17 protein-coding genes and 1 riboswitch are annotated in these 21,524 nt (G+C 62.4%); of the genes, 12 read left to right on the top strand and 5 right to left on the bottom strand.

From position 1 onward, the window contains the following. Positions 1 to 428: 428 nt before the first annotated feature. Positions 429 to 1,892, top strand: a complete 1,464-nt coding sequence (locus ACP7B7_RS13845) for a hypothetical protein (RefSeq protein ID WP_426077030.1) — start codon at positions 429 to 431, stop codon at positions 1,890 to 1,892. Positions 1,893 to 1,894: 2 nt separating this feature from the next. On the opposite strand, the gene dapF is transcribed toward ACP7B7_RS13845, so the two are convergent. The 3 genes from dapF to ACP7B7_RS13830 are packed head-to-tail and all read right to left on the bottom strand — an operon-like array spanning position 1,895 to position 4,517. Then, positions 1,895 to 2,758, bottom strand: coding sequence for a diaminopimelate epimerase (gene dapF / locus ACP7B7_RS13840; protein ID WP_426077029.1), 864 nt, complete (start codon positions 2,756 to 2,758; stop codon positions 1,895 to 1,897). Positions 2,759 to 2,763: 5 nt separating this feature from the next. Continuing rightward, positions 2,764 to 3,645 (bottom strand): lipid A biosynthesis acyltransferase, encoded by an 882-nt coding sequence (locus tag ACP7B7_RS13835; protein WP_426077028.1) that lies wholly within the window; start codon positions 3,643 to 3,645, stop codon positions 2,764 to 2,766. Then, a complete protein-coding gene (locus ACP7B7_RS13830) occupies positions 3,642 to 4,517 on the bottom strand; it encodes a lysophospholipid acyltransferase family protein (RefSeq protein WP_426077027.1) in 876 nt (291 codons plus the stop codon). Before ACP7B7_RS13830 ends, ACP7B7_RS13835 begins: the two co-directional genes overlap by 4 nt. A gap of 186 nt (positions 4,518 to 4,703) precedes the next feature. Between ACP7B7_RS13830 and metK the strand changes: the two genes are divergently transcribed. From metK to metF, 4 genes are all read left to right on the top strand, one after another. After that, positions 4,704 to 5,870 carry a methionine adenosyltransferase gene (gene metK, locus ACP7B7_RS13825; RefSeq protein WP_308923469.1) on the top strand — a complete coding sequence of 389 codons (1,167 nt, stop codon included), beginning with the start codon at positions 4,704 to 4,706 and terminating at the stop codon, positions 5,868 to 5,870. Between the two features lie 273 nt (positions 5,871 to 6,143). After that, a riboswitch (S-adenosyl-L-homocysteine riboswitch) is annotated at positions 6,144 to 6,211 on the top strand. Between the two features lie 26 nt (positions 6,212 to 6,237). Next, positions 6,238 to 7,662 carry an adenosylhomocysteinase gene (gene ahcY / locus ACP7B7_RS13820; RefSeq protein ID WP_426077026.1) on the top strand — a complete coding sequence of 475 codons (1,425 nt, stop codon included), beginning with the start codon at positions 6,238 to 6,240 and terminating at the stop codon, positions 7,660 to 7,662. 80 nt (positions 7,663 to 7,742) lie between these two features. Beyond that, positions 7,743 to 8,099 carry a phage holin family protein gene (locus ACP7B7_RS13815; RefSeq protein WP_426077025.1) on the top strand — a complete coding sequence of 119 codons (357 nt, stop codon included), beginning with the start codon at positions 7,743 to 7,745 and terminating at the stop codon, positions 8,097 to 8,099. After that, entirely contained in the window at positions 8,086 to 8,916 is an 831-nt protein-coding gene (gene metF, locus ACP7B7_RS13810; protein WP_426077024.1) for a methylenetetrahydrofolate reductase [NAD(P)H], read from the top strand. Before ACP7B7_RS13815 ends, metF begins: the two co-directional genes overlap by 14 nt. A gap of 16 nt (positions 8,917 to 8,932) precedes the next feature. Here the strand turns inward: metF and ACP7B7_RS13805 are convergent, their stop codons facing one another. Then, the gene (locus ACP7B7_RS13805; protein WP_308923473.1) at positions 8,933 to 9,532 is read right to left on the bottom strand and encodes a 5-formyltetrahydrofolate cyclo-ligase; all 600 of its coding nucleotides are present in this window, start codon (positions 9,530 to 9,532) and stop codon (positions 8,933 to 8,935) included. A 65-nt stretch (positions 9,533 to 9,597) separates the two neighbouring features. Here ACP7B7_RS13805 and ACP7B7_RS13800 point away from each other — a divergent pair, with 65 nt between their 5' ends. From ACP7B7_RS13800 to ACP7B7_RS13785, 4 genes are read left to right on the top strand one after another with little or no spacing between them, the layout of a single operon-like run. Continuing rightward, on the top strand, positions 9,598 to 11,544 hold the full coding sequence (locus ACP7B7_RS13800) for a lytic transglycosylase domain-containing protein (protein ID WP_308923474.1): 1,947 nt from the start codon (positions 9,598 to 9,600) through the stop codon (positions 11,542 to 11,544). A gap of 22 nt (positions 11,545 to 11,566) precedes the next feature. Next, positions 11,567 to 12,283: a glutathione S-transferase family protein gene (locus ACP7B7_RS13795; RefSeq protein WP_308923475.1), complete on the top strand. Its 717-nt coding sequence runs from the start codon at positions 11,567 to 11,569 to the stop codon at positions 12,281 to 12,283. Between the two features lie 17 nt (positions 12,284 to 12,300). Then, positions 12,301 to 13,416 carry a multifunctional CCA tRNA nucleotidyl transferase/2'3'-cyclic phosphodiesterase/2'nucleotidase/phosphatase gene (locus ACP7B7_RS13790; protein WP_308923476.1) on the top strand — a complete coding sequence of 372 codons (1,116 nt, stop codon included), beginning with the start codon at positions 12,301 to 12,303 and terminating at the stop codon, positions 13,414 to 13,416. Continuing rightward, on the top strand, positions 13,413 to 14,120 hold the full coding sequence (locus ACP7B7_RS13785; RefSeq protein ID WP_308923477.1) for a GNAT family N-acetyltransferase: 708 nt from the start codon (positions 13,413 to 13,415) through the stop codon (positions 14,118 to 14,120). The genes ACP7B7_RS13790 and ACP7B7_RS13785 overlap by 4 nt, the downstream gene beginning before the upstream one ends. Here the strand turns inward: ACP7B7_RS13785 and ACP7B7_RS13780 are convergent. Then, positions 14,112 to 14,642, bottom strand: a complete 531-nt coding sequence (locus ACP7B7_RS13780; RefSeq protein WP_308923478.1) for an Lrp/AsnC family transcriptional regulator — start codon at positions 14,640 to 14,642, stop codon at positions 14,112 to 14,114. The genes ACP7B7_RS13785 and ACP7B7_RS13780 overlap by 9 nt on opposite strands. Before the next feature lie 125 nt (positions 14,643 to 14,767). Between ACP7B7_RS13780 and hppD the strand changes: the two genes are divergently transcribed. The 3 genes from hppD to ACP7B7_RS13765 all read left to right on the top strand — a co-directional run bounded on the left by hppD (position 14,768) and on the right by ACP7B7_RS13765 (position 21,467). After that, the gene (gene hppD / locus ACP7B7_RS13775; RefSeq protein ID WP_308923479.1) at positions 14,768 to 15,895 is read left to right on the top strand and encodes a 4-hydroxyphenylpyruvate dioxygenase; all 1,128 of its coding nucleotides are present in this window, start codon (positions 14,768 to 14,770) and stop codon (positions 15,893 to 15,895) included. A gap of 311 nt (positions 15,896 to 16,206) precedes the next feature. Further along, on the top strand, positions 16,207 to 19,803 hold the full coding sequence (locus ACP7B7_RS13770) for an indolepyruvate ferredoxin oxidoreductase family protein (RefSeq protein WP_426077023.1): 3,597 nt from the start codon (positions 16,207 to 16,209) through the stop codon (positions 19,801 to 19,803). Positions 19,804 to 19,964: 161 nt separating this feature from the next. Next, entirely contained in the window at positions 19,965 to 21,467 is a 1,503-nt protein-coding gene (locus ACP7B7_RS13765) for a S41 family peptidase (protein WP_308923481.1), read from the top strand. Positions 21,468 to 21,524 lie beyond the last annotated feature (57 nt).

The raw sequence follows: 21,524 nt of genomic DNA, 5'->3' as shown, positions 1-21,524 counted from the left end.
TTAAAGTGGTTTCCGTCAGAGATCCGAGCAGAGTGAAAGGCGCTGATTGCCGCGTTTCGATGAGTCAACCTTAAGTCCTCGGCGCGGCGCACGTGTGGGATTGGTCAAATATGGATGAAAAAATTGGTGGAAAGCCTGGCAAGCAGCCTGCGCTGTTGTATTTTCGTAACGCCGGGTTTTTGCCGTGTGTGCGAATAAGTGCTGTCGCTCCCTCTTGCCGCGCCATCATTGATGCCGTCGGGGCTGCGCGCAAGCGAAGAAAATATTGTGTCTAATCAATTTTCCTTTGTCCCGTAGCGGATTTGGCACGCAAGGAAGTTACACTATGTAACAGTTTGCATGACATGACAGCGTTTTTGGACGCGCCGTGCCGTAGCAAGCCAGGAGACAGCAGATTATTAGAATCATTGACTCAATATAGAGAATCGATGGCAAATCGCGAAATTTTAGGATTGATCAAGGGAGCGCGTGCGGGCGACGTCGTTTGCCAACTGGCGCTGGGAAGAGTGTATCTGTTTGGCCACGGCGTGCCGAAAAGCGTGCCGACGGCCTTGCATTGGCTGGCGCGCGCGGCGCAGGAAGGCAGCGAGGAAGCGTGCTTGTTGATCGGCACGCATGTGCCTTTCGAGCTGGCGCAAGCGGCGGCCAAGGCACTCATCCCCTATTATCAACAGGCGTTTGATGCCGGCCTGGCGCAAGCCGGCCTGGTGCTGGCGCAACTGGTGCTGGCCGACTGCGCCAACCACTGCGAGGCGGTGCGCGCCAAGGCCCGGCTGGGGCTGGAAGCGGCCGCCCGGGCCGGTTTGCCCGATGCGCTGTGGCTGCTGTCGCGGCAGGATGGCGCGCAGGACCAGGCGCAACAGCGCGGCGGCGACGCCTGGCTGGAGCAGGCCTGGCTGTCGGGCGACCAGGCCGGCTTCCTCACGCATGCGATGCCGCTGGCGCGGGAATTGTTGCAGCGCCAGGCGATCCATGGCGCGCGCAGCATCAGCTTGACGCCAGGGCAAGTATTGCTCTTGTCGCGCTGCGCGCAGGCGCTGGCGCCCACCGGCGGCACCGAGAGCTGGCAGTGCTGCGAGCTGGCGGCGCATGCTGGCGACCGGGCCTCGCAGCTGGAACTGGGCCTCGGTTATGCGCGCATGGACGCCCATGGCCGCAAATTGGCCGCGCGCAACGGCGCGGCCAATTTCAAGCGTGCCGTGCGCTGGCTGACGCAAGCCGGCGAACAGGGCCTGGCCGAAGCCTGGTTCGTGCTGTCGCGCATTTATACCAAACCCGAATTTTCCCAGCGTAATGTGGTCGAAGCGCATTGCTGCCTGGAGCGGGCAGCCGACCTGGGCCACGGACCGGCCCAGCTCGAATGCGGCATGCACGCCTGGCGTAACCGCCGCGAAGGCATCAACAGCGACGTGCGCGCCGCCTACTGGCTGTTGCAGGCACAGTCGCAAGGCAGCGGCGAGGCCGAAGCGGTGCTGGCGAAAATCGCGCCGCGCGCCGAGCCGGGCGAGTGGGGCCAGTTTGCCGGCGCGCACAGCCCTGCGCTCAGGCGCGAACTCGATCAAAGCCAGCCTTTGCTGGCAGGGCGCATGGCGCTGGCGTGCTGCTTTCACCTGACGCGCGCCGAAGCGCTGCTGCTCGACGTGCATGCGGCCGACCAGGGGCATTGTTTGCTGATCGATATCAGCGCCACGCATGGCCGCGGCAAGCGGCGCCTGGTGCTGATCCGCTCGGCGCAGGAACGCCAGGTGCTGGACCAGGTGCTGCGCGTGTTCGAGCGCGTCGATTGCGGTATCGACGGCCCGGAGGGCAATTACCGGCAGCGCCTGTACCGCCTGAAATGCTATCTGGCGGAACTCGACGCGCCGCCGGAACAGCAGTTCCTGGCGGCCTGAATTTACACCTCGATCTGGCCTTCGAAAACCGTCACCGCCGGCCCTGTCATCAGGACCGGCTGGCCCGGTCCTTGCCAGGCGATCGACAGTTCACCGCCGCGCGCGCTGATGCGCACGGGCGAGTCGAGCAGGCCGCGCAAGATGCCGGCCACGGCGGCGGCGCAGGCGCCGGTGCCGCAGGCCAGGGTTTCGCCGGCGCCCCGTTCATACACGCGCAACTTCACATGATGGCGGTCGATCACCTGCATGTAGCCGGCGTTGACCCTGCGCGGAAAGCGTGGATGGTGTTCGATCAGGGGGCCGGACAGCTCCAGCGACTCGGCATCGACATCGCCGACCACCTGCACCGCGTGCGGGTTGCCCATCGATACCACCGACACCAGCACCGTGGCATCCTGCCCCGGCAGCGCCAGGTCCAGCGGCCAGATGGTGTCGTCGCCTTGCTGCACGCCATCCAGGCCGCTGGCATCGAACGGCACCAGCGCAGGTTCCAGCACCGGCGCGCCCATGTCGACCGTAATGCTGCCGTCGAGTTCCAGGCGTGGCGCGATCACGCCGGCCATGGTTTCCACGCTGATGCTGCTTTTGGCGGACAAGCCTTTTTCGCTGACGAATTTGACAAACGCGCGCGCGCCGTTGCCGCACTGTTCCACTTCGCCGCCATCGTTGTTGTAGATGCGGTAGCGGAAGTCGCAGCCGGGCAGGCGGGCTTTTTCCACCACCAGGATCTGGTCGGCGCCGATGCCGAAACGGCGGTCGGCCAGACGCTGCCATTGTGCCGGCGTGAAATCGATCTGCTGGCTGATGGCGTCGATGACGATGAAGTCATTGCCGGCGCCGTGCATCTTGGTAAAGTTCAGTTTCATGCTGTTCAGTCTGGTTTTTGCTGGTGATAGAACGAGGCTTCGCCTGCGGGACGCGTCTTGAAGCGTTTGTGGGTCCAGAAATATTCGGCCGGCGCCTCGCGCACGCGCTCCTCGATGAATTCGTTCATGCGGCGCGTGGCGGCCGTGATGTCATCGCCCGGATAATCGTCCCAGGCCGGGTAATAGGTCACCTGCCAGCCCTGGTAATTGGGTAAAAAGGTGGCGATCACGGGGATCACCTGCGCGCGGGCCGCCATCGCCAGGCGCGCGGTGGCCGTCAGGGTGGCGGCCGGCACGCCGAAGAAGGGCACGAACTCGGCGTCTTTTTCACCGAAATCCATGTCCGGCAGCATGAAATAGGGCAGGCCGTCGCGCAGCGCGCGCAAGATGGTCTTGATGCCGTCCTGGCGCGTAAACAGCCGCGATGGCTTGAAGCGCGAGCGGCCATCGCGCAAGGCCTTGTCGAACACGGCGTTCTTTTGCTGCACATACATCGACGACGCTTCGATTTCCATCGCGGTGGCGGCGCCAGCCACATCCAGGCAGACAAAATGCGGACACAGCAAAATGGTCGGCTTGCTGGTGATCTGCTGGCCGGGAAACGCCGGCACCTTTTTGATCAGGCGGTTCAGGCGCGCTTCCGAGGCCCACCACAAAATGCTGCGTTCCCACACGCTGCGCGAATAGGCCTGGAAATGCTGGCGCGCCAGGGTTCGCCGCTGTTGTTCCGTCAGTTCCGGCATGCACAGGCGCAAGTTGGTCAGGGCGATCTCGCGCCGCGGCCCCATGACCAGGAACAAAATATTGCCGATGCCGGCGCCGAAGCGGCCCAGGATGGGCAGCGGCAGCCAGTGCAGCAGCCACATGAAGCCGATCAGCAGCCTCATGATGGTGCTCCGTCCGTGGCCGCCGCCGGTGGCCTGGCGGTCGGCGGCGGTGCGCCGCGCGGCACCTTGAAGCGGTTGTAGCTCCACAGGTACTGGGCCGGGCTGCGCGCGATCAGTTGTTCCATCGCGGCATTGATGGTGCGCGCCTGTTCGGCCGAACTGCCGTCGAGCGACTCCGTAAACGGCACGAAGTGCACGCGGTAGCCGCGTCCGCCCGGCAGGCGCTCGGCATAGGTGATGATCACTTCGGCGCCGCCCATCTGCGCCAGCTTGGCCGGCAGGGTCATGGTGTAGGCCTGGCGGCCAAAGAACTCGGCCCACACGCCTTCGCCTTCCTGCGGCACCTGGTCGGGCAGCAGGCCGATCGGCTGGCCTTTTTTCAGACATTTGGCAAAGATGCGCACGCCCGACATATTGGCCGGCGCCAGCATCAGGTTTTCACGCGCGCGCGCGCCTTCGATCAGCGGTTTCAGCGCGGCGCGCTTGGGCGGGCGGTACATCACGGTCAGCGCCGTGCGCAGGGCGATCTGCTGGGCGACGATTTCAAAGCAGCCCAGGTGAGGCGTCAGGAACACGATGCCGCGGCCATGCGCCAGCGCCCGCTCGACCAGTTCCCAGTTTTCCACCGTCGCATGGCGCGCCACGCGTTCGGCTGGCGCGCACCAGATAAAGGGCAGTTCCAGCACGCTCTTGCCCGCTTCGGCCACGGCCGCATGCAAGTGTTGCGAAAACCCCGCACCTTGCATGTTCTCGCGCATGCGGCGGCGGTAGGACGGTGAAATGGCGTAAATCACCCAGCCCATCGCAGCGCCAAGCGCATGCAGAAAGGGCAGGGGAAACAGCGATAAAAAGCGGAAGATGGGGACGAGCATGAATGATCTGTTTCTAAAGTATGGCGTGTTGCACTGCCAAAATTTTTTAAGAAGCGTAAAATACCACGTTGTAGTATCCGCTGAGTTAATAGACAACTTGCGAAGCGGAATATAAATATCGCTAAAGCGTCGCAGGCAAATCCTCTTTACTGCGACAGAACATTCACATAGTAAACAGGAGCTTGCATGTCCAACGATTATCTCTTCACGTCCGAATCCGTCTCGGAAGGCCACCCCGACAAGGTTGCCGATCAAATTTCCGACGCCATTCTCGACGCCATCCTGACCCAGGACCCGAACGCCCGCGTGGCCGCCGAAACGCTGTGCAACACCGGCCTGGTGGTGCTGGCGGGTGAAATTACCACCCACGCCAATGTGGATTATATTCAAGTTGCGCGCGAGACCATCAAACGCATCGGTTACGACAACACCGAATACGGCATCGACTACAAGGGTTGCGCCGTGCTGGTGGCCTACGACAAGCAGTCGCCGGACATCGCGCAAGGCGTCGATGAAGGTGCCGGCATCGACCTCGACCAGGGCGCCGGCGACCAGGGCCTGATGTTCGGCTACGCCTGCGATGAAACGGCCGAGCTGATGCCCGCCGCCATCCACTACGCGCACCGTCTGGTCGAGCGCCAGTCGCAATTGCGCAAGGATGGCCGCCTGCCATGGCTGCGTCCGGACGCGAAATCGCAAGTGACCTTGCGCTATGTCGACGGCCGCCCTGTCGGCGTGCACACGGTGGTGCTGTCGACCCAGCATGCGCCGGAAATGACGCATGCGCAGATCGAAGAAGCCGTGATCGAGGAAATCATCAAGCCGATTTTGCCGCGCGAGTGGCTGACGGAAACCAAATTCCTCGTCAACCCGACCGGCCGCTTCGTCATCGGCGGCCCGCAAGGCGATTGTGGCCTGACCGGCCGCAAGATCATCGTCGACACCTACGGTGGCGCGGCCCCGCACGGCGGCGGCGCGTTCTCGGGCAAGGACCCCTCGAAAGTCGACCGTTCGGCCGCCTACGCCGCCCGCTACGTGGCGAAAAACATCGTCGCCGCCGGCCTGGCGCGCCAGTGCCAGGTGCAGGTCAGCTACGCCATCGGCGTGGCCAAGCCGATCAATATCACCGTCTATACCGAAGGCACGGGCGTGATTCCCGACGCGGAAATCGCGAAACTGGTGCTGGCTCACTTTGACCTGCGTCCGAAAGGCATCGTGCAGATGCTGGACCTGCTGCGCCCGATCTACCAGAAGAGCGCCGCCTACGGCCACTTCGGCCGCGAAGAGCCGGAATTCACGTGGGAGCGTACCGACAAGGTCGCCCTGTTGCGTGATGCGGCTGGCCTGAAGTAAAGCCCTTTCAATGCGTGAGAGAGCACTTGCTTTGGGGTGCTTTCGACGTTAAATCCAGCGGGCCGGAGACGCAGGCCCGAGAAAATGCCGATGGCGGCGTTGCAGCTTCCTTGCCGTACATTCGTACTGTCTGCGTCGCTGCGCCTTGCCCTCGACATTTTTCGGCCACGCTTGGCCCGAGAGCCAGTGCTGGCGACTTGGGTGCTGGCATTGCAGTCTGACAAGTGGCGCGAATTTGATTGGCGCGCCGACCTTGACAATGTTAAAATCCGGCGTCCGAGGAGCGTTGCGACGAAGAAATTCGCCAGGCTCGGAATATCCTGCAACTGCGCTCACGTACCTTTTTCACAACTGAAAGGAGGGCGTGATGAACGCCGTACTCAAATCGCAACACGACTACACCATCGCCGATATCACCTTGGCCGCATGGGGCGACAAAGAAATCAAGATTGCTGAAACGGAAATGCCTGGCCTGATGGCCATCCGCGAGGAATTCGCGGCAGCGCAGCCATTGAAGGGCGCGCGCATCACCGGTTCCATCCACATGACCATCCAGACCGCCGTGCTGATCCAGACCCTGGAAGCACTGGGCGCGCAAGTGCGCTGGGCGTCGTGCAACATCTATTCCACGCAAGACCACGCCGCCGCCGCCATCGCCGCCGCCGGCACGCCGGTATTCGCCGTCAAGGGCGAGTCGCTGGACGACTACTGGGAATACACGCACCGCATCTTCGAATGGCCTTCGGTCGACGGCAAGGCGGTCTACTCGAACATGATCCTCGACGATGGCGGCGACGCGACCCTGCTGCTGCACCTGGGCGTGCGCGCCGAGAGCGATGCTTCCGTGCTGTCGAACCCGACCTCGGAAGAAGAGATCTGCCTGTACAACTCGATCAAGCAGCGCCTGGCCGTCGATGCCACCTGGTACTCGAAGCGCCTGCCGGAAATCCTCGGCGTGACCGAAGAAACCACCACCGGCGTGCACCGCCTGTACCAGATGCATAAAGAAGGCAAGCTGGCCTTCCCTGCGATCAACGTCAACGACTCCGTCACCAAGTCGAAATTCGACAATCTGTACGGCTGCCGCGAATCGCTGGTCGACGGCATCAAGCGCGCCACCGACGTGATGATCGCCGGCAAGGTTGCCGTGATCGCCGGTTATGGCGACGTCGGCAAGGGTTCGGCCCAGGCCATGCGCGCGCTGTCGGCGCAAGTATGGGTGACGGAAGTCGATCCGATCTGCGCCCTGCAGGCGGCGATGGAAGGCTACCGCGTGGTGACCATGGATTACGCCTGCGAACACGGCGACATCTTTGTCACCTGCACCGGCAACTACCATATCCTGACGCACGATCACCTGACGCGCATGAAAGACCAGGCCATCGTCTGCAACATTGGTCACTTCGACAATGAAATCGACGTCGCCTCGCTCAAGCAATACGAGTGGGAAAACATCAAGCCGCAAGTCGACCACATCATCTTCCCGTCGGGCCGCCGCATCATCCTGCTGGCCGAAGGCCGCCTGGTCAACCTCGGTTGCGGTACCGGTCACCCGTCGTACGTGATGAGTTCGTCGTTCGCCAACCAGACGATCGCCCAGATCGAACTGTACGCCAACACGGCCAACTACCCGGTCGGCGTCTACACCTTGCCGAAACACCTCGATGAAAAAGTCGCGCGCCTGCAACTCAAAAAGTTGAATGCACAGCTGACGGAACTGACTGAAGAGCAAGCTGCTTACATCGGCGTGCGTCAAGAAGGCCCTTACAAGCCGGAACACTACCGCTACTAATCGGTAGGTTGGGCTGTACATCACCCTCCCGGGGCCGGCGCCCGCCGCCGGCCTGACTCTTCTTTTGACAGGCTAAAGAAATGCGCTTGCTTCTGATCTGGTTTATCAATGCGGCAGCCTTGTTTGCCGTGCCTTACCTGATGCATTCGATCACCATGAGCAGCGGCTGGACTGCGCTGCTGGCCGCTGCCTTGCTGGGGCTGGTCAATGCGCTGATCCGTCCCTTGCTGGTCCTGCTGACCTTGCCGGTAACATTCTTGTCGCTGGGATTGTTTATCCTGATTATCAACGGCTTCCTGTTCTGGCTGGTGGCGCAAGTGGTCGATGGCTTCCATGTCGCCAGTTTCTGGTCGGCCGTGGGTGGCGCCATTCTGTACAGCATCATTTCCTGGGCCTTGTCGACCTTACTTTTGAGTAAAAGCGATGGCAACCCATAACTTCAGTATTGAGTTTTTCCCGCCGAAAACCCCGGAAGGGGCGGAAAAATTGCGCGTCACGCGCGCCAAGCTGTCCGAATTGCAGCCGAAGTATTTTTCGGTGACCTTCGGCGCCGGCGGCACCACGCAGCAGGGCACGCTGGACACCGTGCGCGAGATCCTGGCGGCCGGCGAAGAAGCCGCACCGCACCTGTCCTGCGTCGGCGGTTCGCGCGAGTCGATTCGCGCCGTGCTGGCCGACTTCAAGGCCGCTGGCGTGAGCCGCATCGTCGCCTTGCGTGGCGACTTGCCGAGCGGCTATGGCGCCTCGGGCGAGTTCCGTTATGCCAACGAACTGGTGGAATTCATCCGTACCGAGACGGGCGACCATTTCCATATCGAAGTGGCGGCCTATCCCGAAGTGCACCCGCAGGCGCGTTCGCCGCAGGACGACCTGCAGGCGTTTGCGCGCAAGGTGCAGGCCGGCGCCGATGCGGCGATTACCCAGTACTTCTACAATGCCGACGCGTATTTCCAGTTTGTCGAGCAGACCCAGAAGCTGGGCATCAACGTGCCCATCGTGGCCGGCATCATGCCGATCACGAACTACACGCAGCTGATGCGCTTTTCGGATATGTGCGGCGCGGAAATTCCACGCTGGGTGCGCTTGAAACTGGCCAGCTTTGGCGATGACAGCGCCTCGATCAAGGCGTTTGGTCTGGACGTGGTGACCGGCTTGTGCGAACGCCTGCTCGAAGGCGGCGCGCCGGGCTTGCATTTCTATAGCATGAACCAGGCGGCGCCCACCACCGCCTTGTGGCAGCGGCTGGTCAAGTAATCCCGTTCTGATTTCTTCAGAGCAGATCGCCCTCGGTCACGATGTGATCGAGGGCGATGTCATATGGGCCGCTGGCAAACTGCGCCTGCAGGCAGCCATAGGCGATGCCCAGGGTACGCGGGCGCGGCGCCTGTTCCAGCGTGCGGTCATAGTAACCGCCGCCATAACCGAGCCGGTAGCGCTCCGGATTGAAACCCAGGCACGGTACCAGCAGGGTCGCCGGGGCGGTCCGCAAGCGCAGCTCGGCCGGCACGGCCACGCCCATGCCGTCCTTGACCATGAGCTCGCCCGGCGTCCAGCTTGTAAACGCCAGCGGCGCATGCTTTTCCAGTACCACCGGCAGGCTCAATGCCACGCCACGCGTGTTGAGTTCGGCGTAGGCGGCATGCAGGTCGGGTTCGCCATGGAGGGGCCAGTAGACGGCAAGTTCGGCAATGTTTTCAGTTGCACACCATGCCAGCAGGCGCTGTGCGATGGCCGCATCCCACTGCCTACGGACGGCTTCGGGCAGGGCGCGGCGGGTCGCCAGCAGGGCTTTGCGCAGGCTGGCCTTTTCCTGTAGAGCAATGGGTGGCGAGCTGGCCGGATCGCATGTTATTCTAGGGTCGCTATTCATATCACCATCAAGCCTACATTGAGAGTCGTACATTGATTTCCCCACTGAAATGGATTGCCGGTACGATGCTGTGTGTTGCATCCGCCTTCACACCCCTGGCCGCATTTGCCCAGGCCGCCACCCCAGTCAATCCGGCCGTCCCCGATACGCGCAGCGAAGATGACGCTTTCCTGCTGCTGCGCGACGCCGCGCGCAAGGACGATCTCGAGAAGGTCGATTTTTATGCCGGCCGCCTGGCCAATTACCAGGTGCCCTCCTATGTCGACTATTATCGGCTGAAACCGCGCATCCGGCAGCTCTCCGAAGCGCAATTTCGCGATTACCTGGCCCGCTACAAGGGCAGCGCGATCGCCGACCGTTTCCGCAACGACTGGCTGCTGGAACTGGGCCGCCAGCGCAACTGGGTGATTTTCGATGAACAATATCCGCAGTTCGCGCTCGATGACGATACCCAGCTGAAATGCTATGCGCTGATGTCGCGCGTGGCCAAGGGCCAGAAAGTGGCGGACGAGGCGCGCAACCTGTTGCTCTCGCCGCCCGGTTATGGCGAAGCGTGTGGCAGCCTGATCACGGCGCTGGCGCAAAGCGGGCAGTTCGACAGCAACGATTTATGGGCGCAGATCCGCCTGGCCGGCCAGAGCAACGCCACCGGCCCGGCGCGCCGCATCGCGCTGCTGCTGGGCGCCTCGGACGCGAAAATGGCGCAGGCGATCGACCTGCCGGCGCTGGTGCTGGCCAAGGGCCCGGGCGACAGCCGTGCCGACCATGAAATGTACCTGGTGGCCGTGGGCCGCATGGCCAGGAGCACGCTGAAACTGGGCGTGGTGGCGCTGCAAAAAAACCTGTCCCGGCTGACGGCGCAGGAACAGGCGATAGGCTGGGCCAGCCTGGCCTTGCAGGCCTCGTATTCGCTGGCGCCGGAAGCGCTGGAATACTGGCAGAAGTCCAGCGGTGCGCCGCTGACCCAGGAACAACTGCAGTGGAAGACAAGGATCGCCCTGCGTGAAGGCAACTGGCCGCTGGTGAAATCGACCATCCAGGCCATGCCGACGTCCCTGCGCCAGGACCCGGCCTGGGTCTACTGGCTGGCGCGCTCCTTGCAGGCGGAAACCCCGGGCCGTGCCAACGCCCAGGCCGACAAGCTGTACCGCAGCATCAATGACCAGTCGAATTTCTATGGCTTGCTGGCCAATGAAGAGCTGGGCAACCATCTGGTGCTGCCGCCACCGGGCCAGCCGGTCAGCCCGGCGGAAATCGCCGCCATGGCCGCCAATCCGGGCCTGCAGCGCGCGCTGAAATTTTTCAATATGCGCCTGCGTTTCGAGGGTACGCGCGAATGGAACTGGGAATTGCGCTCGATGACGGACCGCCAGCACCTGGCGGCCGCCGAATTTGCGCGCCAGAACAATGTGCTCGACCGCATGGTCAACACCTCGGACCGCACGCGCCTGGAAGTGGACTATACGCAGCGCTACCCGACGCCGCACGACGACGTGATGCATCCGGCCACGCAGACCCTGGGCCTGGACAAGGCCTGGGTGTATGGCCTGATCCGCCAGGAATCGCGCTTTATCATGGATGCCCAGTCGCATGTGGGCGCTTCCGGCCTGATGCAGGTGATGCCGTCGACGGCCCGCTATGTGGCCAAGAAGATCGGCTTGAGCGATTTCGTCACGGAAACGCTCAGCGATGTGCGCACCAACGTGTTGCTGGGTACCAATTACCTGAACATGGTATTGGGTGGCCTCGATGGCTCGCAAGTGCTGGCCAGCGCCGCCTATAACGCCGGCCCGGGCCGGCTGCGCATCTGGCGCGCCACCATGACGCGCCCGCTGGAAGGGGCCGTGTTTGCCGAAACCATTCCGTACACGGAAACGCGCACCTACGTGAAAAACGTGATGTCCAACGCCACTTATTATGCGGCCCTGTTTGAAAAGAGCCCGCAGTCGCTGAAGGCCCGCCTGGGTACGGTGGGTCCGAAAAACAGCGCGATTGCCGCCGATTTGCCTTAATCTCACTAACCGACAGCCGATCATGCAAACCACCGTCCTTGACCCCAGCCTGAAGCAAGCCCTGTCCAGCGCGCGCGAGCCCGGCCTGACCCTTATTATCGGCAACAAGAATTATTCGTCCTGGTCGATGCGGCCGTGGGTGGCGCTGCACGCCTTCGGCATTGCGTTCCAGGAAGTACGCGTGCTGCTCGACCAGAAAGATACGTCGAGCAAGATCGCCGAATATTCGGCCTGCGGCCGCGTACCCGTGCTGCTGGCCGGCGAGATCACCATCTGGGACAGCCTGGCCATTTGCGAATACCTGGCCGAACAGTTTCCGGACAAACACCTGTGGCCGCAGGACGTGGCCGCGCGCGCCATGGCACGCTGCATCTGCGCCGAAATGCATTCGGGTTTTACGGACCTGCGCAACGATATGTCCATGCATATCAAGGCGCACCTGCCGGGCCGAGGCCGCACGCCGGGTGCCCAGGCCGATATCGGCCGCATCAGCGAAATCTGGGAAGAGTGCCTGTCGCGTTTCGGCCACCATCAGTTCCTGTTCGGCGAGTTCTCGATTGCCGACGCCTATTTCGCGCCCGTCGTAATGCGCTTCCGTACCTATGGCGTGTCGCTGGCGCCAGCCCTGAACGCGTATTGCGAGCGCGTGCAGGCGCACCCGGCCGTGGCACGCTGGATCACGGAAGCGCTGGCCGAGACGGAAGTGGCGGCCAAGCATGATGCCGATTTGCCGGATTAAGCGGGACTGTGCCTGAGATGAAGATTTATACGGTCGGCGGCGCCGTGCGCGACGCCTTGCTGGGCTTGCCGGTCAAGGACCATGACCATGTGGTGGTGGGCGCCACGCCGGAGCAGATGCTGCGCAAGGGCTTCCGGCCGGTCGGCAAGGATTTTCCTGTGTTCCTGCACCCGCAGACCCAGGAGGAATACGCACTGGCCCGCACCGAGCGCAAGACGGCGCCCGGCTACCGGGGCTTTGTCTTCCATGCGGCGCCCGACGTGTCGCTGGAAGACGACCTGGTGCGGCGCGATCTGACCATCAATGCGATTGCCCGCGACGAAGACGGCCAGTTGAGCGATCCGTTTGGCGGCGTCGACGATATCCATAATAAAGTGTTCAGGCACGTCTCCGACGCCTTTGGCGAAGACCCGGTGCGCGTGCTGCGCCTGGCCCGCTTTGCCGCCCGCTTCGGCGATTTTACGGTGGCGCCCGCTACCCTGGCGCTGATGCGCGGCATGGTGGCGCAGGGCGAAGTCGATGCGCTGGTGGCCGAGCGCGTCTGGCAGGAGGTGGCGAAGGGCTTGATGGAAGCGCAGCCGTCGCGCATGCTGACGGTGCTGCAGGACTGCGGCGCCCTGGCGCGCATACTGCCCGAGCTGACCGTCAATGACCGTCTGTTGCAGGTGATCGACCGCGCAGCCGCCGAAGGCCATGAACTGTGCGTGCGCTTTGCCGTGCTGATGCTGGCGGTGCCGGTGGTACACATCAATACATTGGGCGAGCGCCTGCGCGTGCCGAACGACTGCCGCGAGCTGGCGGTGATGGCGGCGCGCGAGCAGCTTGTTATCGAAAATGCGCTGGCCTTGAGCGCGGAAGAACTGGTCAGTTTGTGCGAGCGCTGCGACGGCCTGCGCAAGCCGCAGCGTTTTGTGCAGATGCTGCAGGCGGTCGAATGTGCTGCGCGAGTGACTCGGGACCGGGCTTTTCCGCAGTCCGCCTGGCTGCAAGCGATGCTGGCGGCCGTGCGCGGCGTCGATGCGGGTGCGCTGGCGCTGGGCTGCGCACAGGAACCGAGACGTATCCCGCAAGTCATTCATGCCGCGCGCGTGGAAGCCGTCAGCAACGTGATCAGCAGCCGGGAAGTGCCATGACCCTGCCGAAACTGTTCCAGAATCCGTTTCGCCGCTGGCTGCAAAAAACCGGTGATGCGCGTCCGGCGGTGCTGGTCAAGCAGCTGCACGAGCGCGACCGGCGCCGGATGATGAAACACTTCTTGTCGCTGGAAAAGAGCGACCGCCTGCTGCGCTTCGGCAGTTCCCTGCCCGACGAGCTGGTGGCGCAATATGTGCAGAAGATGGATTTTTCGCGCGATATGGTCTACGGCGTCTACAGCAGCACCTTCAAGCTGGTCGGCGTGGGCCACCTGGCGTTTGCGCCGAAAGACAAGTCGCCCGCGAAAAGCGTGGTGACGACCAAGGAGCAGGTGGCCGAGTTCGGCGTGTCGGTGTCGAAATCGATGCGCGGCATGGGCGTGGGCTCGAAGCTGTTCGAGCGGGCGGCGATTCACTGCCGCAACAACGATGTCGATACGCTGTACATGCATTGCTTGTCGTCCAACAAGACGATGATGCATATCGCCAAGAAGGCGGGCATGGAAATCCAGCGAGAGTATGGCGAAGCCGATGCCTATCTAAAATTGCTGCCGCCCAACCCCAGCAGCATGCTGCAGGAAGCGGTGCAGGAACAGTTCGCCATGTTCGACTACACCTTCAAGGCCAATGCGCGCGCCGCGTCCAAGCTGTGGGACAGCCTGCCGGGGCGCAAGAAAAAGCCCCAGGAACCGCCGTCACAATAAGGGCAGGGCGGTCGTATCCTTGATACGCTGCAGGGCAAAGCTCGATTTCACGTCCAGCACGGCCGGATGGCGCAACAGGGTCGCCATCATGAAGCGCGAAAAATGCTCCATGTCTTCCACGTGCACGCGCAGCAGGTAATCCATTTCGCCCGTCATCGCATAGCAGGCCACCACTTCCGGCCATTGCGACACGGCCACCGCGAAATCGGCCCGTGGCGAGGTGGTCGTCACCAGGTTGGGCGCCAGCACGCGCGCCGTGCTGTGGGTATGGGCGGCGGCGTCGCTGTGCTTTTCCAGCCGCACATTGACATAGGCCAACAGGCCCAGGCCGATCTTTTCAGGGTCCAGCAGGGCCACGTACTGGCGGATCACGCCCGCTTCCTCCAGCCGTTTGACCCGCCGCAGACAAGGCGATGGTGACAGGCTGACCTGTTCGGCCACGTCCTGGTTTGACAGCCGGCCGTCGGCCTGCAGCACCGAGAGGATCTTGCGGTCGGTTTTATCCAGCGTAATTTTGCTCATGCGTACCTCCGTGGGACTTGTTTCACGCAATATTATTGCGCAAATCATGGTTGTTCGGGAGATCTTTGGCATTTAATGCCGGCCGCCCCCGCCTATACTGTGCCCTACTTCTAGGAGGAGACATCATGCAATTTCAACCTTGGGATAACCCGATGGGTACCGATGGTTTCGAGTTCGTCGAGTATGCAGCACCAGACCCAAAAGCATTGGGCGAGCTGTTCGAGAACATGGGCTTCACGGCCATCGCGCGCCACCGCCACAAGGATGTGACCCTGTACCGCCAGGGCGACATCAATTTCATCATCAACGCGGAACAGGATTCGTTCGCCCAGCGGTTTGCCCGCCATCACGGCCCGTCCGTATGCGCCATCGCGATCCGCGTCGATGACGCCGCCTTTGTGTACCGCCGCGCGCTGGAGCTGGGCGCCTGGGGTTTTGACAACAAGACCGGGCCGATGGAGCTGAATATCCCCGCCATCAAGGGCGTGGGCGATTCGCTGCTGTACTTCGTCGACCGCTGGCGCGGCAAGGGCGCCGACAAAGCCGGCGCCGCGGCGCCGGGCGGCATCGGCGACATCAGCATCTACGACGTCGATTTTGTCGCCATTCCCGGCGCGGTCGCCAATCCGGTCGGCCATGGCCTGACCTATATCGACCACCTGACGCACAATGTGCACCGTGGCCGCATGAAGGAATGGGCCGGTTTCTATGAAAACCTGTTCAACTTCCGCGAAGTGCGCTATTTCGATATCGAAGGCAAGCACACGGGTCTCAAGTCGAAAGCCATGACCTCGCCCTGCGGCAAGATCCGCATCCCGATCAATGAATCGTCGGACGACAAGTCGCAGATCGCCGAGTACCTGGACCAGTATCACGGCGAAGGCATCCAGCATATCGCGCTGGGCACCGACAATATCTACGGCTCGGTGCAGGGCATGCGCGACACCGGGATCGATTTCCAAGACACCATCGAAACCTATTACGAACTGGTCAACCGCCGCCTGCCGAACCACGGCGAGCAGCTCGATGAACTGCGCCGTCTGCGTATCCTGATCGACGGTCACAGCACCGAAACCGAACGCGAACTGCTGCTGCAGATCTTCACGCAGACGGTGATCGGCCCGATCTTCTTCGAGATTATCCAGCGCAAGGGCGACCAGGGTTTCGGCGAAGGCAACTTCCGCGCGCTGTTCGAATCGATCGAGCTGGACCAGATCAAGCGCGGGGTGTTGCAGGTCAAGAGCGTTGCCTGATTTTTACCGGTGGTGTTTGTCGGGTTACGCCCTGCGGGCTAACCCGACCTACGCTACTGTTCGAATCGATCGAGCTGGACCAGATCAAACGCGGCGTGTTGAAAGACACGAGCGTCGCTTGAAAAATAACAAAAAGTAATAAAAAAAGCACCCGCCCGGGAGTGCAGTGCAGCAAAAGAACCGCGCGCATTCCTGTGGTAGTCTACGACAAACAAGTCATTTTTCCGCACCGTCGCGCTTACAAGGCATGGCGGTACGTGTGAGTTCAACCGACTTTGCACGCGTAGCACAGAGAATAATGGAGACAAGTAATGAATGCACCAGTCAAGGGCTCGAATCTTGAGCCGGGCGCGCACGCGTCCGATATTTCCCTCAACGACAAATACACGCTGCAGCGCGGCCGCGCCTTCATGACCGGCACGCAGGCGCTGATCCGCCTGCCGATGATGCAGCGCGAACGCGACCTGAAAGCGGGCCTCAATACGGCCGGCTATATCACCGGCTACCGCGGTTCGCCCGTCACCTCGGTCGACATGACGGCCGTAAAAGCCAAGAAATACCTGGACGAACACCACGTCAAGTTCCACCCGGGCCTGAATGAAGACCTGGCGGCCACGGCCGTGTGGGGCACGCAGCAGACCAATCTGTTCGAAGACGCCAAATACGACGGCGTGTTCGGCATGTGGTACGGCAAGGGCCCGGGCGTGGACCGCTGCGGCGACGTCTTCAAGCACGCCAACAACGCAGGTTCCGCCAAGCACGGCGGCGTGCTGGTGCTGGCCGGCGACGACCATGCGGCCAAGTCGTCGTCCACCGCGCACCAGTCCGACCATATCCTGAACGCCTGCGGCATTCCGGTGCTGTACCCGTCGTCGGTGCAGGAATATATCGATTACGGCCTGCACGCCTGGGCCATGAGCCGCTATACGGGCCTGTGGGTATCGATGAAATGCGTGACCGATATTATCGAATCGGGCGCGGCTGTCGACTTCGATCCGGACCGCGTGCAGATCACCCTGCCGCTAGACTTCGAAATGCCGGCCGGTGGCCTGAACATCCGCTGGCCGGACACCGTGCTGGAGCAGGAAGTGCGGATGAACAGCTACAAATGGTATGCCGCGCTGGCCTACGCGCGCGCCAACAAGCTCAATAAAATCATCTGGGACAGCCCGAAAGCGCGCATCGGCATCATTACCGCCGGCAAATCCTACCTCGATACGCGCCAGGCGCTGGCCGATCTCGGCATCGACGAGCAGACGGCGTCCGATATTGGCATCCGCCTGTACAAGATCGGCATGACCTGGCCGCTGGAAGCGGACGGCGTGCACGAGTTCGCCAAGGGCCTCGATGAGATCCTGGTGGTGGAGGAAAAACGCCAGATCCTCGAATACGCGCTCAAGGAGGAACTGTACAACCTGAAGGATGGCGAGCGTCCGCGCGTGGTCGGCAAGTTCGACGACACGGGTGAATGGAGCAACCAGAAGGGCACCGGCCACGGCGACTGGCTGCTGCCGGCCACCTATGAACTGAACCCCGCCATGATTGCGCGCGCGATCGCCAGCCGCATCTCGCGCTACTACGCCGGCCATCCGGTCGAGCAGCGCGTGAAGGAGCGCATCGCCTACCTGGAAGCGAAGGAAAACGTCCTCAAGGCCATCAGCGTGAAACCCGATCCACAAAAGGACCGCACGCCGTTCTTCTGCTCGGGCTGCCCGCACAACAGTTCGACTAAAGTCCCCGAAGGCTCGCGCGCGCTGGCCGGCATCGGCTGCCACTATATGGTGCTGTGGATGGACCGCGAAACGTCGACGTTTACCCATATGGGCGCCGAAGGCGTGACCTGGGTCGGCCAGGCGCCGTTCACCAATGAAAAGCACGTGTTCACCAACCTTGGTGACGGCACGTATTTCCACTCCGGCATTTTGGCGATCCGCGCGGCCGTGTCGGCCAAGGTGAACATCACCTATAAAATCCTGTTCAATGACGCGGTGGCGATGACGGGCGGCCAGGAATTCGACGGGCCGTTATCGCCGGCGATTATCTCGCGCCAGATCGCCGCCGAAGGCGTGGGCCCCATCATTGTCGTCACCGACGAGCCGGAAAAATATCCGTCCGACTACGCCTGGGCCGAGGGCGTCACCGTGCGCCACCGTTCCGAGCTGATGGACGTGCAGCGCGAACTGCGCGACATGCCGGGCGTGTCGGCCATGATCTACGACCAGACCTGCGCCTCGGAAAAACGCCGCCGCCGCAAACGCAATGAATACCCGGACCCGGCCAAGCGCGCCGTGATCAACGAAGCCGTCTGCGAAGGCTGCGGCGACTGTTCCGTGCAATCGAACTGCCTGTCGGTGGAACCGCTGGAAACCGAGCTGGGCCGCAAGCGCCAGATCAACCAGTCGTCCTGCAACAAGGATTTTTCGTGCACCACGGGTTTCTGTCCGAGTTTTGTCACGGTGGAAGGCGGCGGCCTGAAAAAGCCGAAAAAAGCGGCCAGCGCCGACCAGGGTGGCCCGGAAGTTCCGGCCCTGCCGACACCCGTGATTCCGACCACGGCCGAGCCGTTCGGTATTTTAGTCACCGGCATCGGCGGCACGGGCGTGGTCACCGTCGGCCAGATCCTGGCGATGGCGGCCCACGTCGAAGGCAAGGGCTGTTCCGTGCTCGACATGAGCGGCCTGGCGCAAAAGGGCGGCCCGGTGATGTCGCACGTGCGCCTGGCGGACCGCCAGGAAGATATCCATTCCACCCGCGTCGGCACCGGCGCGGCCGATCTGGTGATCGGCTGCGATTTGATCGTCACCGCCAGCCGCGACGCCTTGTCGCGCATGGGGGAAGGGCGCAGCTGGGCCATGATCAACTCGACCAGTTCGTCGACGGCGGCGTTCGTGAAAAACCCGGACTGGCAGTTCCCCGGTGCCTCCGCGCGCATGGAAATCGAAAAAGCCTGCGGCAAGGACCATGTGGACTTTATCGACGCGGGCCAGATCGCCACGGCGCTGATGGGCGACTCGATCGCCACCAATATGTTCATGCTGGGCTACGCCTGGCAAAAGGGCAAGGTACCGCTCAGCGAGGCGGCGATCATGAAAGCCATCGACCTGAACAATGTGTCGGTGGCCTTCAACAAGGCCGCCTTCAACTGGGGCCGCGCGGGCGCCCATGACACGGCCAGCCTGCAGCGCATGACGGCGCCGGCCAAAGTGGTCGAGTTCAAGCGCATCGACACGCTCGACGACATCATCGAGAAAAGGGTGGCCTTGCTGACGGCCTACCAGGACCGTGCCTATGCGCAGCAGTACCTGGACTTCGTCGGCCAGGTGCGCGCCGCCGAGAGCGCCCTGAACGGCCCGCAGCTGCGGCTGACGGAAGCGGTGGCGCGTTATTTCTACAAGCTGATGGCCTACAAGGACGAGTACGAAGTGGCGCGGCTGTACACGGACGGCGCGTTCCAGGCCAAGATCGCCGCCATGTTCGAAGGCGACATCAAGCTCAAGTTCCACCTGGCGCCGCCGATCATGGCGAAGACCGATGCCCAGGGCCACCTGGTGAAAAAGGAATTCGGCCCGTGGATGATGAAGGCCTTCGGCGTGCTGGCCAAGCTGAAAGGCCTGCGCGGCGGTACCTTCGACATCTTCGGCTACACGGCCGAGCGCAAGATGGAGCGCGCGCTGATCGAGGAATATCGCCGTACGGTGGGCGGCCTGCTGCCGAAACTCACCACGGCGAAACTGGCACAAGCGGTGGCGATCGCCAGTATCCCGGAGGATATCCGCGGCTATGGCCATGTGAAGGAACGGCACCTGGTGGCGGCGAAAGAGAAGGAGGCCAGCCTGCTGACTGCATTCAATGCGCCGCTGGTCGCGCCACCATTGACGCCGACGCCGCTGGCCGCCACTGTGGCATGATGTACGCTCACACCAGGCTGTCAACCTGGCAGTTGAGCCGGGGGTAAAAGAATGGCGCCTGCGGGCGCCATTTTTTACATGTTTTTTTCAGTATCGGAACAGGCAACTGTTTGCCTGAAAAGCACTATAATTCATGAATAGTTTCTTTATGGAAAATAATTGTGAAGACTTTGCGTAATGTATCGTTGATTGCCACGCCGTTGTTGCTGCTGCTTAGTGCCTGTGGCGGAGGCGGCGGAGGCGGCAGCACCACCGTCAGCGAAACGCCGGTGCCGCCGGTGACCGGCACCACGCCGACCATCGTCGCCGCGTCCACCGTGCAAAACCTGTGCGAGAAGCCGCGCGCCGGCAACAGCACCGATCGCCAGGGAACGCTGTTGAACGAGCTGACCTGGGTGCGCAGCTGGATCGATGAGACCTATCTCTGGTACAAGGAAGTGCCGACCACCTACCTGCCGCAAAACTTCAGCACCCCCATCGCTTATTTCAACGTGCTGAAAACGTCAAGCGTCACCGCCTCGGGCAAGGCCAAGGATCAATTCCATTTCACCTACACGACGGCGGAATGGGAAGCGTCGCTGAAGGGCGTGGAATTTGGCTACGGCATGCTGTTCGCGGTCAGCCAGACCACGCCGCCGCGCAAGGCGGTGATCTCGATCGTCGAGCCGGGTTCGCCGGCGGCGCTGGCCGGCTTCCAGCGCGGCGACGTGCTGCAGAGCATAGACGGCGTCGACTTCGTCAACGCGGGCGACAAGGCCAGCGTCGATACCATCAACGCAGGCCTGTTTCCGGAAGCGCAGAACAGCCACCGCCTGGCGTTCAGCCGCAATGGCGTCAGCATCAGTGCCGCCTTGTCGCCGGTGGAAGTCAATACCACGGCCGTGCAGAACCAGCGCATCATCGATACGCCGACCGGCAAGGTCGGTTACCTGACTTTCAATACGCATAACAACGTGGCCGAGCGCCAGCTGATCGAGGCGATGCAGCAATTCCAGGCGGCCGGCATCAGCGACCTGGTGCTCGACGTGCGCTATAACGGCGGCGGCCTGCTCGACGTGGCCAATGAACTGGCGTACATGATTGCCGGTCCACAGGTGGCGGGCAAGACTTTCGAGCAGCTGCAGCTCAATGACAAGCAGAAATCGCCGGCGCCGTCGGTGTTCCGCACGCGCAGCGTGGGCTACGCGGCATCCAATCCCGTGGCTGCCGGCGTGGCCCTGCCGACGCTGGGCCTCAAGCGCGTGACGGTGCTGACCACCGCCAATACCTGCTCGGCCAGCGAATCGATCATCAACGGCCTGCGTGGCGTCGACGTGGAAGTCAACCTGATCGGCGGCACCACCTGCGGCAAGCCGTATGGCTTCTACCCGCAGCCGAATTGCGGCACCACCTATTTTGCGGTGCAGTTCCAGGGCGTCAACGCCAAGGGCTTCGGCGACTATGCGGACGGCATCAAGCCAACCTGCCAGGTCGACGATGACTACCAGCACGCGCTGGGCGACAGCAACGAAGGCATGCTGGCGGCTGCGCTGCGCTACCGTGTCACGGGCAGCTGCACGCCGGCTACCGGCCTGAGCCGCTTGTTGAGCACGGTGGAAAGTTCGGAAAGCGTGGCCTTGCGGGTGCTGCGTCCGCAGTACAAGGAGATCGCCATCCGCCAGTAAGCCACCTCCCGGTGCTTTGGCTTATAACAATATTGATATAAGGAAAGAAGAAAGCAT

The sequence above is a fragment of the Janthinobacterium sp. PSPC3-1 genome (assembly GCF_049896105.1).
Classification (GTDB): domain Bacteria; phylum Pseudomonadota; class Gammaproteobacteria; order Burkholderiales; family Burkholderiaceae_D; genus Janthinobacterium.
This window is presented reverse-complemented; position numbering and strand designations above follow the sequence as displayed.

Excerpts from the sequence above, each read along its gene's own strand:
- ACP7B7_RS13845 (WP_426077030.1), top strand. The coding sequence starts at position 429 with ATGGCAAATCGCGAAATTTTAGGATTGATCAAGGGAGCGCGTGCGGGC.
- dapF (WP_426077029.1), bottom strand. The coding sequence starts at position 2,758 with ATGAAACTGAACTTTACCAAGATGCACGGCGCCGGCAATGACTTCATC.
- ACP7B7_RS13835 (WP_426077028.1), bottom strand. The coding sequence starts at position 3,645 with ATGAGGCTGCTGATCGGCTTCATGTGGCTGCTGCACTGGCTGCCGCTG.
- ACP7B7_RS13830 (WP_426077027.1), bottom strand. The coding sequence starts at position 4,517 with ATGCTCGTCCCCATCTTCCGCTTTTTATCGCTGTTTCCCCTGCCCTTT.
- metK (WP_308923469.1), top strand. The coding sequence starts at position 4,704 with ATGTCCAACGATTATCTCTTCACGTCCGAATCCGTCTCGGAAGGCCAC.
- ahcY (WP_426077026.1), top strand. The coding sequence starts at position 6,238 with ATGAACGCCGTACTCAAATCGCAACACGACTACACCATCGCCGATATC.
- ACP7B7_RS13815 (WP_426077025.1), top strand. The coding sequence starts at position 7,743 with ATGCGCTTGCTTCTGATCTGGTTTATCAATGCGGCAGCCTTGTTTGCC.
- metF (WP_426077024.1), top strand. The coding sequence starts at position 8,086 with ATGGCAACCCATAACTTCAGTATTGAGTTTTTCCCGCCGAAAACCCCG.
- ACP7B7_RS13805 (WP_308923473.1), bottom strand. The coding sequence starts at position 9,532 with ATGAATAGCGACCCTAGAATAACATGCGATCCGGCCAGCTCGCCACCC.
- ACP7B7_RS13800 (WP_308923474.1), top strand. The coding sequence starts at position 9,598 with ATGCTGTGTGTTGCATCCGCCTTCACACCCCTGGCCGCATTTGCCCAG.
- ACP7B7_RS13795 (WP_308923475.1), top strand. The coding sequence starts at position 11,567 with ATGCAAACCACCGTCCTTGACCCCAGCCTGAAGCAAGCCCTGTCCAGC.
- ACP7B7_RS13790 (WP_308923476.1), top strand. The coding sequence starts at position 12,301 with ATGAAGATTTATACGGTCGGCGGCGCCGTGCGCGACGCCTTGCTGGGC.
- ACP7B7_RS13785 (WP_308923477.1), top strand. The coding sequence starts at position 13,413 with ATGACCCTGCCGAAACTGTTCCAGAATCCGTTTCGCCGCTGGCTGCAA.
- ACP7B7_RS13780 (WP_308923478.1), bottom strand. The coding sequence starts at position 14,642 with ATGAGCAAAATTACGCTGGATAAAACCGACCGCAAGATCCTCTCGGTG.
- hppD (WP_308923479.1), top strand. The coding sequence starts at position 14,768 with ATGCAATTTCAACCTTGGGATAACCCGATGGGTACCGATGGTTTCGAG.
- ACP7B7_RS13770 (WP_426077023.1), top strand. The coding sequence starts at position 16,207 with ATGAATGCACCAGTCAAGGGCTCGAATCTTGAGCCGGGCGCGCACGCG.